Origin of the sequence: Lactobacillus rizhaonensis (assembly GCF_036246345.1) — a bacterium.
GTDB lineage: Bacteria > Bacillota > Bacilli > Lactobacillales > Lactobacillaceae > Lactobacillus > Lactobacillus rizhaonensis.
Window position 1 is genome coordinate 149,437 of sequence record NZ_BTTV01000002.1, and the last position, 12,139, is coordinate 161,575.

At 35.3% G+C, this 12,139-nt stretch carries 11 protein-coding genes; 7 read left to right on the forward strand and 4 right to left on the reverse strand.

All coding sequences use genetic code 11. The features are described from left to right. The first annotated feature begins 9 nt into the window (after nucleotides 1–9). The 3 genes from AAA915_RS03980 to AAA915_RS03990 all read left to right on the forward strand — a co-directional run bounded on the left by AAA915_RS03980 (nucleotide 10) and on the right by AAA915_RS03990 (nucleotide 4,101). On the forward strand, nucleotides 10–1,824 hold the full coding sequence (locus AAA915_RS03980) for an FtsX-like permease family protein (RefSeq protein WP_338200043.1): 1,815 nt from the start codon (nucleotides 10–12) through the stop codon (nucleotides 1,822–1,824). A gap of 224 nt (nucleotides 1,825–2,048) precedes the next feature. Continuing rightward, nucleotides 2,049–2,309: a hypothetical protein gene (locus AAA915_RS03985; protein ID WP_338200045.1), complete on the forward strand. Its 261-nt coding sequence runs from the start codon at nucleotides 2,049–2,051 to the stop codon at nucleotides 2,307–2,309. A 319-nt stretch (nucleotides 2,310–2,628) separates the two neighbouring features. Further along, the gene (locus AAA915_RS03990) at nucleotides 2,629–4,101 is read left to right on the forward strand and encodes a hypothetical protein (RefSeq protein WP_338200047.1); all 1,473 of its coding nucleotides are present in this window, start codon (nucleotides 2,629–2,631) and stop codon (nucleotides 4,099–4,101) included. A 55-nt stretch (nucleotides 4,102–4,156) separates the two neighbouring features. On the opposite strand, the gene AAA915_RS03995 is transcribed toward AAA915_RS03990, so the two are convergent. The 3 genes from AAA915_RS03995 to pplA form a co-directional block, all read right to left on the reverse strand. Further along, on the reverse strand, nucleotides 4,157–5,170 hold the full coding sequence (locus tag AAA915_RS03995) for a UbiA family prenyltransferase (protein WP_338200049.1): 1,014 nt from the start codon (nucleotides 5,168–5,170) through the stop codon (nucleotides 4,157–4,159). A gap of 45 nt (nucleotides 5,171–5,215) precedes the next feature. Next, complete coding sequence (locus AAA915_RS04000) at nucleotides 5,216–6,301, reverse strand: FAD:protein FMN transferase (RefSeq protein ID WP_338200051.1); 1,086 nt, start codon at nucleotides 6,299–6,301, stop codon at nucleotides 5,216–5,218. 69 nt (nucleotides 6,302–6,370) lie between these two features. Further along, entirely contained in the window at nucleotides 6,371–7,288 is a 918-nt protein-coding gene (gene pplA, locus AAA915_RS04005) for an extracellular electron transfer flavoprotein PplA (RefSeq protein WP_338200053.1), read from the reverse strand. A 244-nt stretch (nucleotides 7,289–7,532) separates the two neighbouring features. Between pplA and AAA915_RS04010 the strand changes: the two genes are divergently transcribed. The 4 genes from AAA915_RS04010 to AAA915_RS04025 all read left to right on the forward strand — a co-directional run bounded on the left by AAA915_RS04010 (nucleotide 7,533) and on the right by AAA915_RS04025 (nucleotide 11,398). Further along, complete coding sequence (locus AAA915_RS04010; protein WP_338200055.1) at nucleotides 7,533–9,428, forward strand: FAD-dependent oxidoreductase; 1,896 nt, start codon at nucleotides 7,533–7,535, stop codon at nucleotides 9,426–9,428. 74 nt (nucleotides 9,429–9,502) lie between these two features. Further along, the gene (locus AAA915_RS04015; RefSeq protein WP_338200057.1) at nucleotides 9,503–9,880 is read left to right on the forward strand and encodes a NusG domain II-containing protein; all 378 of its coding nucleotides are present in this window, start codon (nucleotides 9,503–9,505) and stop codon (nucleotides 9,878–9,880) included. Between the two features lie 11 nt (nucleotides 9,881–9,891). Next, entirely contained in the window at nucleotides 9,892–10,437 is a 546-nt protein-coding gene (locus tag AAA915_RS04020; protein WP_338200059.1) for a Gx transporter family protein, read from the forward strand. A 1-nt stretch (nucleotide 10,438) separates the two neighbouring features. Further along, nucleotides 10,439–11,398 (forward strand): polyprenyl synthetase family protein, encoded by a 960-nt coding sequence (locus tag AAA915_RS04025; RefSeq protein WP_338200061.1) that lies wholly within the window; start codon nucleotides 10,439–10,441, stop codon nucleotides 11,396–11,398. Between the two features lie 125 nt (nucleotides 11,399–11,523). Here AAA915_RS04025 and AAA915_RS04030 read toward each other — a convergent pair whose 3' ends face one another. Then, a complete protein-coding gene (locus AAA915_RS04030; protein ID WP_174794824.1) occupies nucleotides 11,524–11,838 on the reverse strand; it encodes a hypothetical protein in 315 nt (104 codons plus the stop codon). Between the last annotated feature and the right edge of the window lie 301 nt (nucleotides 11,839–12,139).

The window sequence follows — 12,139 nt, forward strand, 5'->3', positions numbered from 1 at the left end:
GGAGCAGTAATGATTTGGAAACTGTCCGTGACGGGTATTAAGAATAGGCTAAAAGATTATCTGGTATTGTTTTCCGGCTTGATTGTTGCCAGCATGATTTTCTACATGTTTTTATCAATTGCTACTAACCCAGTGTTTATTAGTAAAGATGTTTATGGTAGAGAAGCATACCTGAATTATATTTTTACCTTTGGTATTATTCTGCTTGTGATCATTACATCGGTTTATCTTGTTTATGCCAATTCATTTTTGCTGAGCATGCGTAAACATGATTATGGTATGTATATGATGCTTGGGGCCAAAAGCACCCGTATTGGCTTACTCATTTTTTGTGAAACTCTGTTAACTGGTTTCTTGGCTGTGTTGTTGGGAATAACATTGGGTTTAGGTCTGACAACAGTAGTTACCAAATTGCTGGTAGGTAAGTTAGGGCTGGAAATTACTCACTATAAGGCAATATTGCCGAGTGCCATAATAGGAACATTGATTTTCTTTGTTATTATCTTTCTCTTGGGTGCACTGGGCAATATGCGCAAGCTTATTCGTACCCCTGTAATCGACCTGTTACATGAGGATCAAACTCCAATTAATCTAAATCATCATCCAGTTTTACGGGGAATTGAAGCAGTTTGCGGTGTGCTTTTGCTGGCTGTCGGTTACTATGTAATGACTTTACCTACTAACTATATTTATCTTCTTATTCCCACCGCGTTAGTAACAATTATTGTTGGTTCTTTCTTTGTCTTTAATGGCGTCTTCACGGCTATTATTAACTTTCTACTTAATAAAAAATCTTTTTCATATCGTGGTATTAATGAATTTACTCTGGGTCAATTGAAATTTCGTTTGCAAAGTTACACCAAGGTATTAACTACGATTTCAATCCTTTTTGCCTTGGCTCTTGGTGCAATTACCGTGGGACTTAATTTTGGTTCCATGAAGGATGAAGCGCAAAAAGGCATTTATTATGATGCTACAATTATCAGTCAGACGCCAGTAGTTAAAAAAGCAGAAGCCAAGTTAACTATTACTAATAAGCAAACATATCATTACAAAGAAAAGGGGATGCATCTCTACTTTAACCAAGCGGAATTTAACAAGCAGCCGCTGAAAGAAGTAGCAGTTTATTTTCATGACAATCAAAACAATTCCCCCACTTATAAAGTAAAAACGCTGGCTACTGCTAAACTGGATAAACCGCAAACTACGGAAAACAGTATTTTCAGTCAGATGGTGCCTAATGGTCTTCCTAAGAAGATACATCTAGTTTCACCAAAAAGGTGGCAGACTATTGGTGGTCAGAAAAAATTTGTCAGCTACATTAATGTCAAGGACTTTGTCCACGATTTTCCAGTGATCAATCAAATTCAAAAGCAGCAATTGAGGGAAAATCGTAACTACAAAGATACTTACCTTAATTCAAAGCCATACTATTATAGTAATGTGCTCGGCTTTACTAGTGCGTTTGAATTTATGGGCTTTTTCTTAGGCTTAGCTTTTTTGACCATGCTGGCTTCTACTTTGATGTTTAAAGTTTTGAGTGGTGCTGCCAGTGACAAGGTTCGCTACCAGATGTTGCATGAAATTGGTGCTAGGCCACGATTATTGCGTAGTTCAATCAGAAAAGAAATTGGTACTTTGTTTACTATGCCTGCTATTTTAGGTATAGTCGATGTTTTGTGTGGGTTACAACTGTTTCGATCGTTGCTGAAGGCACCTTACCATAATATTTGGATTCCATTTACTATTTTTATTGTTCTCTATTTAGGCTATTATTTGTTAACAGTTACTCTATATGAAAAAATTGTACTTACAAAAAAATAATTATAAAAAGACTGGATTTTGAAGTTCATCCTAAAATTGGACTAGTATCTCCTAAAGCTGCAGAAATTTACGCAACATTTCGCGACAAAAAATAAGCAAAGTCAATTGGACTACTGCTTATTTTTTAACTTTCTTCATAACTTAACGATATGTTTAGCATATTTTGGTTTTAATGAGAAAGAGTGGAATGTCATATTTGATAGCTTAAAATTAGGGGAAATAAAATGACAATTGAGGAGTTGCTAAAAGATTATCGGATAAGTCAAAGAAAGACAAAGAAGCAGTGGGCAAAAGATATAATAAGTCCTTCATTCTATGCGAAAGTAGAGAAAAACTTAAATCGAATTTCTACAGAAGATTTAATAGACTTGTTACATTCTAACCAAATTTCACTAATTGATTTTTTTGGTAAATTGAATCAAAGTGATAAAACTCTCCATCAACAAAAATTGGAAATAAGTAGAATGGCAAATGAAGCATATTAAATCATTATGAACATGATAAGAAATATATAGATACGGCGACGAAAATAATTGAAAGTATTAAATTAGCTGGTATGTCTGAATACGGTAAAGATTTAGAAAAACTTTTAATTGCAAATAAATAAACTTAAAAAGATTTTATTTGATTGTGCTAAGTCCCCAAAGTTGCATAATTTTGGGGTTTCTTTTCAATAAATAAAAACAAAAAGTTAAGAAACGTTCAAAATATTGGCTAGCTCATTTTAAAGTTGGTAGCGCTAACTATAATTAATTCAAAAGGTGGTCTACTTGAAGGAGCTAACCAGAAAGTTTGGTGATCTTGATGGAAAGATTAAAGAACATGCGAATTGGACTTGTAGAACTTTGTGCGACCCTCATTATTAGCAGTCTGATGATAATCGCCGGCATTATTTTGGGCTTGGATCTAGCGTCCTTAATTATTAAGTTGTTTAGCGGTTTGATAAAACCAGATATGCCGAATTTTAACGTCATTATTAGTTTTTTGCGGATCAATTCGGGCATACAAGTCGTTATGTTACTGGCGGTTCTAATAATTGTTGGCGGCATAGTAGTAACTTTGAGGATAACCAGATCCACTTTAAGCAGTTTAGCTGAAAAAGAAGATACACCTGCAATTTTTCAAAAACATTCAGGGCTAAAAATAATTGAAGTGGTTTTAGGGTTAACGGCAGTAGTTGCAGGCTACTTTATACTAAATCTACCTAGCCAAAGCCTGGTTAACACCGTATTGCCAGCATTTATCACAATTGTGTCAGGTACTTATTTGCTTTGCCACTCGTTATTAAGCTTGGTGCCTGCAAATTGGTTTGCCAAAATTAATTTAACTAAAGGAAAAACGCAGCTGGAGCTTCACCATTATGCCAGCGTTTTTACTATCATTTCACTACTCTTCGCTTTGACTATGGGCGCTCTCGCTTTAAGTCATGACTTTAATGCTTTTCCCCAAGTTATTAAAAGGGGCATATATTATGATGGGGTAATTGTCAGCAACACCGCTAATATTAAAAACGATGTTGCTCAACTAAAAATTAAAAAGCAGCAAACTTACCATTATAAAGAAGCAAAAGGGCACTTTTATTTTGTTCGTAATGAACTGGCAGATAATCCAATTAAGTATGTCAAAAATACCGGCAGAAGCAATTTTCAAGTCAAAGCTATCAAGTTAGATCAATTGAATAAAAATTCTCTAGCAGGTGAAAGTTTCCGCGAACTCGTTCCTAATAGCAGTCAAAAAGATAAAACAATTGCACTTTGTTCAACTGCAGAATTAAATAAGGTTAAAGGTAAAACTAAATATCTGACTTTGGTGCAGCTAAACAGTTTTGATAGAGATTGGCCATTTTTACTAAAAATTGAACATAAACGGGCTCAAAGTAATCTTGCTTATAGTCACCTCTATAGCAACTCTAAGGCGGCTACTTATCAGCTGATTTTGGGGATGAGTAAAGAAATGAAGATATTGGGCTATTCAGTGGCATTTGTGTTTGGCGTAAGCCTGATTATCGTTTTGATGATAGTAGTAAAAGCTACTAAAAGAGAACAGAAGTTAGCGAATGAGAGGCTGGCTCAAAGTGCATGGCAGAGCAAAACAGGACTTTTGTTCTTTATTCCTGCAACATTTGGCGTCTTAGATGTTTTGTTTGGCTTAAAATTTTTTGATCAGGTTTTGCCAACAGCATATTATAAAGTTTGGCTGCCAATAGTACTAATGTTACTAGTTTATTTTGTTATTTATCTGCTAACAGTTCGGAGATATCACAAAGCTGAATTTTAAAAAATTTAGACAATAAAAAAGCGCGCTCCTTAGCGTGCTTTTCTATTGTCTTTAATTAATGAAAGATAATGCCCAAAATCAGCCCAAAGACTTGCATTAATTGAAACCAAAACAAATTTTGCGGAGCCAAGTCAAAAGTTGTGGGCACTCTGTGTTTGATATTATCTTCATCAACCCAAAAAGCCATATCCTTGGTCTGCTTTTGTCTGAATGCTTGAACGTTTTTGTATAACTTAGGTAAAGTTACAAAAATTAATAGTTGCCAAATTGGTAAAAGGCGAAATATAACACTGATAGCGACTATTGCAAATGGAGCCAGGGTTAAAAAACTAAACAAGTTTAAGGAATTCTGAACTCCAATGTAAGAAGGTAAGGTGTGACGGCCATTAGCCAAATCTTGTTTCAAATCGCAGGTATTGTCCGCAAGCATTGTTGCTGCGTTAAAGAAAGCTTGTGGTAAAGCTACCCAAAAAATTAATAAGAGGTTGGCTAAATTGCCCCCAACAATAAATTGAGGCCACTCAAAGTTTAAATAGGCTAATTGACTTACCGGGGAATTAATGTAAGCAGCTAAAAACATAATTCCCAGCCCTTCGAATAAACCGGCAAGAATTTCTCCCAATGGCACTCTTGAAAAAGGGACTGGACCATACGTGTAAAATACAGCTACAAAAAGTCCGGGAGCACCGATTAGTAAAATAAAAAGATTGGTTCGGACAGTTAGCCAAATGCCTAAGATCGCTGCAATTAAAAGCAGGCTAAGCATAACTACCATTGCAGTTGCTGGAGATAAATTACGCTTACCGATTAAATTATGTTCTTTTTGATAGTCTCGACTTTTGGCTAAGCGATAATCTTGGACATTGTTAAAGCCTGTAACAAATAAAGCGATTGCTCCTTGAGCAATTAAATATATTAAAGAATTCTGCCAATTAAAAGTATGAAAATAAAAATAAGCAAACAGTATTCCTAATAAATACGGCATTAAACTGTTTAACTTGGTATTAAGCCGCACCAGTTCAAAAAAATCAGTTATTGTAAAGTGACTGTACTTCTTTTTAGCTTCCATTAAATTTTCCTTTCAGAACATCATTTAACATAGAAAAGTTAATTACTAGTTTTTAAGTTTTGCAAGTCGGTAACCATTGCCTGAAAACAATTTGAATTTATTTTTTAAGCCGGAAGTAATATATACTTTTTTCTTTTTAGTGATAAATATTGCTTCTACACCAGGCTTATGCTCCACATAGTCGTAGCCTTTTTTTAATCCGCGATTAAATACAGCAGTTGAAAGGCCATCACCAGTGGTCGACCGTTTGGCAATAATTGTGACACTTAACAAGTTATTTTGACAAGGATAACCCGTTTTAGGATCCATTAAGTGGCTATAAACTTTATTACCGACTTTGAGATATCGTTCATAAATACCTGATGTTACTGCAGTTGCATTCTTTTGCGGTAAAGAGCCGATGGCATCACCACGCGCAGCGCTGGGATCCTGAATTCCCACCGTCCAGTTACTATTATTTGTAGGAGAATTTCCCAGAACGTAAATATTACCACCTAAATCGATAATTGCACTGGTCACACCGTTTTTTTGCAAAACTTTCATGACCTCATCAGAAATAAATCCTTTAGCCATACCGCCTAAATCAAGCATCATGTTCTTTTTCTTAAGAAAAACAGTTTGTTTCTGATCATTAAAAACCACATTATGATAATTAATTAGTGGCAGCCGTTTTTTGATTGTGCTTGCTTTAGGTTTATGGGCATCGGGAAAGCCAATTCGCCATAAACTCGTAATTGGTCCGATTGTTAAGTCGAACGTACCAGCGGAAATTTCACTATAGTAGTAAGCATCTTTACACATACGATAAATGGTTGGAGTAACTTTTACAGGCCTAATGCCAGCGTATTTATTAATTTTGTCTATTTCACTACCTTTTTGATTAACAGTAGTTTCAGTGGCTAACTGCTTAATGCGCTTGAAACCTGCTTTTAATGCTTTTTGTTGGTTTTTATTGTAAATCTTAATGGTGCAAACTGTTCCCATTAAAAATTGAGTATCTGAGGTAGGGGTAGTGGTAACAGCGGTTTTTGCTGGCGTTGTGTCTTTACTTTGAGTTGAGCAAGCCGTCAGGCTGAAGCTTGTAATTAGTAATGCAAGTATCAGCAAAAACTTGTTTGTTTGCTTCTTCATATAATTTATTTCTCCTAATAAAAAAGAGCGGCTAAATGTCACTCTTTTTGTGATTAACTAATTATATTTTTATTCCTGGTAAACGATATTGTCAACTTTGATAGTTCCACTTTTACCTTTTTGAGCGGCATTAATTAGTTGTTCAGCATAAGCAATAAATGAGTAGGAAGACTCCGTTGCACCGGAAACAGCTTGTACTTTTTCGGTGTTGCCTTTAGCTTTGATGAATTCCTTTTGTAATTTTGGAATGTATTCTTTAGGACCAATCTTGTTAACCTTCTTCATTTGCTTTTCATAAGAAGCATTTTTGGTCTTGGAAACGCCCTTGTTGTTTACTTGGTCGTAAGTAAAGTCACTAATTTTACCGTTTTTAACTACCATAGTTAAAACTTGGCGATAACCATGACTATAGTTCTTTTCAGCCAGTTTATACGTACCATCTTTCATCTTCTTATTGTTATTGATGTGAATGGTAGCTGTATCACCTTTTTGTGCAGCCTGAGTCAGCTGGTTGACATAATTCTTTAAAGTGGTGCTGGAACTGGTGGCTCCAGAAACAACTTGAATAGCGCTAGAATTAGCACCATTTGCGGCAAATGATTTTTGTAGTTGTGAGATGTATTCCTTAGGACCAATCTTTGCTTGAGAATACTTCTTCATTTGTGATTCGTATTTAGCATCCTTAGCCTTGGACTTGCCACTCTTGTCTACATTATCGTAACTGGTATCAGTAACTTTACCATTTTTAACGGTCATAGATACTTTAACACGGTAACCGTTGAAATAGTTGTCTTCTACTAATTTGTAAACACCGTCTTGCAGTTTGCCACCAGCAACCTGCTTAGGAGTTTTCTTTTTCTCAACTTTACTTACCTTTGGCTTAGAATCGTTTGAAGAACTTTTCTTAGCTGTTGTTGAACAAGCACTTAATAAAAGTGTAGAGAGTGCCAGAATAGCAGTACTATATATTAAATTATTCTTTTTCATAATATCTCCCTCAGTGATAATAAAGATTTATAACATTGTGTACATGTTCACTTACTATAATTATAAGATAGAGCTCTACTTTGTGCAACCACAAAATATGAAAGCGTAAACTTATAATGATAGCAATTAAAGCGTATAGGCATAATATTACTAACTTAGTTTGTGAAAGTGACCACTTTACCATAATCCAAAACACTAGTATAATATAATATAACTAGTATTTTCGCATTAAGGAGTGTTAAAAGTGGCTGAAACAAATATTGTAGTTATTGGCGGCGGCTATGGTGGTCTTTACACGACTAAGCATCTTGCCAAGAAATTAAAAAAGCGGCATGATATCAAAATCACGCTGATTGATAAAAATCCTTATATGACTATGATGACTTCACTTCATGAAGTTGCGGCTAACAGGGTAGAAGCCAAAAGTTTAAAATATGATCTGCAACGTTTATTCTCACGGAGAAAAAATGTTGATGTTGTAACTGACAATGTTACCAAAATTGATCAATCTGCCAAAAAAGTTATTGGCGATAATGGCAGTTATCCCTATGATTATGTCATATTAGCTATTGGTTCGCAGCCTAATGACTTTAATACTCCTGGTGTTAAAGAAAATGGCTTTGTTTTGGGCAATCTGGATGATGCAGAGCGACTACGTGACCACATTGATATGATGGTTCATTTAGGTTCCAAAGAACGCGATCCTGAAAAGCGGGCACAGTATCTTAACTTTGTCGTTGTTGGTACAGGTTTTACTGGTACTGAAATGGCTGGTGAATTAAATTCTTGGCGTGGTGATTTAGCTAAGAAATATAACTTGCAAAAAGACGACATCAAGATAACTATGATGGAAATGGCCCCAACTGTTATGAATATGCTTGATCGCTCTGATGCTGATAAGGCAGAAAAATATCTCTTAAAACAAGGTGTGGAAATTAAAGTCAATACCGGTGTTGTTGGTGTTCATGAAAATTATATTGATCTTAAAGATGGTTCAACATATCCAACCAGAACTTTAATTTGGACTGCTGGTGTTAAAGCTGTTGATACTGCTAAAAACTTTGGTTTTGAGACTGGCAGAGCTGGCAGAATTATAGTTAATGAATATTCCCAAATTCCAACTGATCCACATGTTTACGTCATAGGAGACGTTGCTCTTTATGATGCTAACGGCAGCGGCCGTGGTGAACCGCAAGTGGTTCAGGGAGCTGAATCTGCTGGTAAGTGTGCTTTAAGAAATATTTTGAGTCAGATTAACGGCGGTGAACCTGTCAAATTTAAAGGGACTTATTCAGGATTTATGGTTTCTTTAGGGCCTGCCTGGGGTGTGGCCTCTCTTGTTAATACTTTTCATCTGAGCGGCTTTTTCGCCATCTTAATGAAAGACATAGTAGACATGATTTACTTCATGGAAATCTATTCCGGTCACTATCTCTTCCATTATATTATGGATGAATGGTTCAGAATTAAGCGCCCAACTTTATGGCGCGGTAATCTTAATCGGTATGGCAATGTCTTATGGACTGTACCTTTGAGAATTTACTTAGGCTTGATGTGGCTAGTAGACTGCTGGTATAAAGTTCAAGGTAGCGGCTCCTGGTTTACCAACAAATTGCAATTGCATTTTCCATGGCTTGTGCAAGCTGCAACCAGTGGCGCTTCACAGAAAGCTGCCGCTACTACAGCAGCAAGCGGCAAGGCAGCGACTTCTGCTGCTCCTGCACTATTTTCTCTAAACTATGACTATGGTCATTCACCAATGGCTGTTTTTGATAAAATGCCTAACTGGGTACAGTCAATGACTAAAGTCATGATTCCTAACAAGGATGCGGCACTAGTTGCTCAAAAGACAATGACGTGTTTGGAAATTGCATTAGGAATTATGCTGGTTTTAGGATTATGTACCTGGTTTGCCGGTGGTATGAGCGCAATTTTTGTAGCTATTTTCTGTTTATCAGGAATGAACTATTGGGTAAATGTTTGGATGATATTTGCGGCAATAGCAGTTATGAACGGCTCTGGTAGAGCATTTGGTCTGGACATGTGGTTTGTTCCATGGCTGGAAAAGAAGCTTACTAAGCTGAGATATGGTGTCTTGAAGCCAATTTATCATGTCGATAAAAACGGAGTAAAGAACTAACAATGGTAACTCTAAAAAGTCCTATGGTTTTATCTGTAAGACTTTTTTAGTTTTAATTGTTAGTGAGGTAATACATGGAAATTTTAAAGAAGCTTAAACTTGGTGATTTTTTAATTATAGTAATTTTATTAATCATTAGTTTTACTCCTTTTTATATGTTGCACAATCAGGAAAAAGCTGACGATCAAATTATAGGAATCGTCAAAATTAATAATCGTGAAGTGAAAAGACTTCCTTTAGATAAAGATCAGAAGTGGCGTTATCAGAAAAATGGTAAAATTAATATTGTACAAATAAAAAATCACAAGATTCGGGTAATTGATGCCAATTGTAAGGACCAAGTATGTGTTAAAGAAGGCTGGAAAAGCAAAAGCGGAGATACAATAGTCTGCCTGCCGCATAAATTCTTAATTGAGTTAAAAAATAAAAATCAAATTGATGGTAATAAATAGATCTAGATATTATGACTGAAACAAATAACTATTTACGCACATATGTGTTTACAGGAATTCTATGCTCACAAGGAATTATTCTTAGTGTTGTTGAGCAAATGTTTCCTTCGCCTTTTTTCTTTGCTCCTGGTGCTAGGCTTGGTTTAACTAATATTATTACGATGATTGCATTAATGATTTTACCTTTTAATAATTGTGTTTTACTGACATTTTTGCGTCTAGTACTAACTGCTCTGATGACAGGAGGTACTAGTACCTTTTTATTTGCTGCTGCAGGTTCATTCTTAAGTCTGTTTTTAATGAAATTATTTTTACCGCTTGTTCCCAGATTTATTAGCATAATGGGAGTATCAATTCTTGGCGGCGTATGTCATAATTTTGGTCAATTATTAATTGCAGTGCTGCTAGCACATAGTAAATATATTTTATTGTATTTGCCTTTATTGACAGTATTCGGAATTCTTTCTGGAACAATAGTTGGTCTTGTCAGCAGCTACTTATTGCATTATGTTGATGCATTGAGTTTTATCAAAGGAATAATTAATAAAGGTAATTAACATGTCAAGGCTAGAAAAAGAGTTACAGCAAGTCCAAAATACAATTCAAAAAAATATCCGGACGCCAAAAGGTAAACTGGGAGAAGCAGTTAGATATGCATTTTCTAAGCCTGGCAAGCAATTACGTCCTAGTTTTGTTCTATTATTTGGAGAAATGGGCGAAAGCAACAGGGAACAGAAATTAATTAATATTGCCGGTTCGATTGAAATACTGCACAATGCCACTCTAATTCATGACGATATCATTGATAATTCAAATGTTAGAAGGGGCAGAGCATCGGTTCAAGCTAAATATGGTAAAACTATAGCACTATATGCTGGAGACTTCTTATTTGCTTTGTCATTACAGCTGCTAAGTGAAAACACTTCAAAGATAACAAATCTGCGTGCAAACGGCAGCACTATGCAAAAAATACTTGCAGGTGAAACCACTCAGTTTGGTAATGAGTATGATATTACAATTACGGAAAAAGAATATCTTGAACAAATTCGGGGCAAAACGGCTAGTTTGTTTGGTTATGCCTGCTATATTGGTGCACTCGAAGGGGGACTTAGTAAAAGACTTGCTAAGAATGCCCAAGAAGTAGGACTGCTATTTGGTCAGGCATTTCAACTGCGGGATGATATATTAGATTACACCGCTTCTACTGCTGAATTAAAAAAGCCGGTATTATCAGATGTGGTTAACGGTGTTTATACTGGTCCTCTGATTTTTGCACTGAAAAAAGATTCTTCTGGTAAATTGAGGGATTTAGTTAAGAAGGGTAAGAAACTGAATTCTGCTCAATTGGAGCAAATTGACCTTCTGGTGAGTGAATTAGGTGGAATTAGGCATGCACAAGATTTAGCAAATGACTTTACAAATAGCGCATTGGCGATACTTGAGAAAAATTTTGCCGAGTATCCTGGATATGAAAAGGTCGCTGATATTGTCCGTAAAATGCTTACCAGAAATTGTTAATCATAAAAAAGAGGTTGACTTAATGTTTGCTATGACTTCCCAAATTTAGGAGTCAAAACAGTTCAACCTCTTTTTTTATAATGAAAATATTTAAAAGTTATCTAAATTAATTGTTAATTTTAGTTCTATGCCTTTTTAGGCTTACGAGTGAAACCAAATATGACTTGTAAAATCACCAGAGCGCAGTAAGCCATCAGCATGTAAACCAAAAGACTAATGTCTGCCCTAGTAGAAGCAAACCAGTACCACTGATTTCCTTCAGTACTATAGATTAAATCAGCCAGACCTATTAAAGCTAAAATCAAAACATTAATAATTGCAAAAATCCATAAGTTGCCATTTTCATGTTTAGCAACATATATAATCGACCAGGCTGCTGACCATATTCCCCAAAGACCGGTAGCAGCAATTATAATCCAGTAAAAAACCGTAGCAAACATACTTATGCCTCCTCAATAACTCTATTTTACCATAAAGCTCACAAAATCACATGTTTATTTGGCACTATTTATTATGGTAGGAATTCAACTAATTTTTCTAAGAATAAATTTAATAGAAAAATCTTAAAGCTTTGCTAAAAATAATTGTAAATTTATCTTGACATACTAATGTTCTTTTTTTATAATTCTAAGTATTAAATTAAATTTTGGGAGGTGATTTTAATGAAAGCTAAATATTTAAATATGCGAAGTAATGCTGAAAATATTATTGCCCAAAATTTAATTGCCTTGTTGTTGTCGC

Coding starts and splice junctions, on each gene's coding strand:
- AAA915_RS03995 (WP_338200049.1), bottom strand. CDS start 5,170: ATGGAAGCTAAAAAGAAGTACAGTCACTTTACAATAACTGATTTTTTT.
- AAA915_RS03990 (WP_338200047.1), top strand. CDS start 2,629: ATGGAAAGATTAAAGAACATGCGAATTGGACTTGTAGAACTTTGTGCG.
- pplA (WP_338200053.1), bottom strand. CDS start 7,288: ATGAAAAAGAATAATTTAATATATAGTACTGCTATTCTGGCACTCTCT.
- AAA915_RS03980 (WP_338200043.1), top strand. CDS start 10: ATGATTTGGAAACTGTCCGTGACGGGTATTAAGAATAGGCTAAAAGAT.
- AAA915_RS04000 (WP_338200051.1), bottom strand. CDS start 6,301: ATGAAGAAGCAAACAAACAAGTTTTTGCTGATACTTGCATTACTAATT.
- AAA915_RS04020 (WP_338200059.1), top strand. CDS start 9,892: ATGACTGAAACAAATAACTATTTACGCACATATGTGTTTACAGGAATT.
- AAA915_RS03985 (WP_338200045.1), top strand. CDS start 2,049: ATGACAATTGAGGAGTTGCTAAAAGATTATCGGATAAGTCAAAGAAAG.
- AAA915_RS04015 (WP_338200057.1), top strand. CDS start 9,503: ATGGAAATTTTAAAGAAGCTTAAACTTGGTGATTTTTTAATTATAGTA.
- AAA915_RS04025 (WP_338200061.1), top strand. CDS start 10,439: ATGTCAAGGCTAGAAAAAGAGTTACAGCAAGTCCAAAATACAATTCAA.
- AAA915_RS04030 (WP_174794824.1), bottom strand. CDS start 11,838: ATGTTTGCTACGGTTTTTTACTGGATTATAATTGCTGCTACCGGTCTT.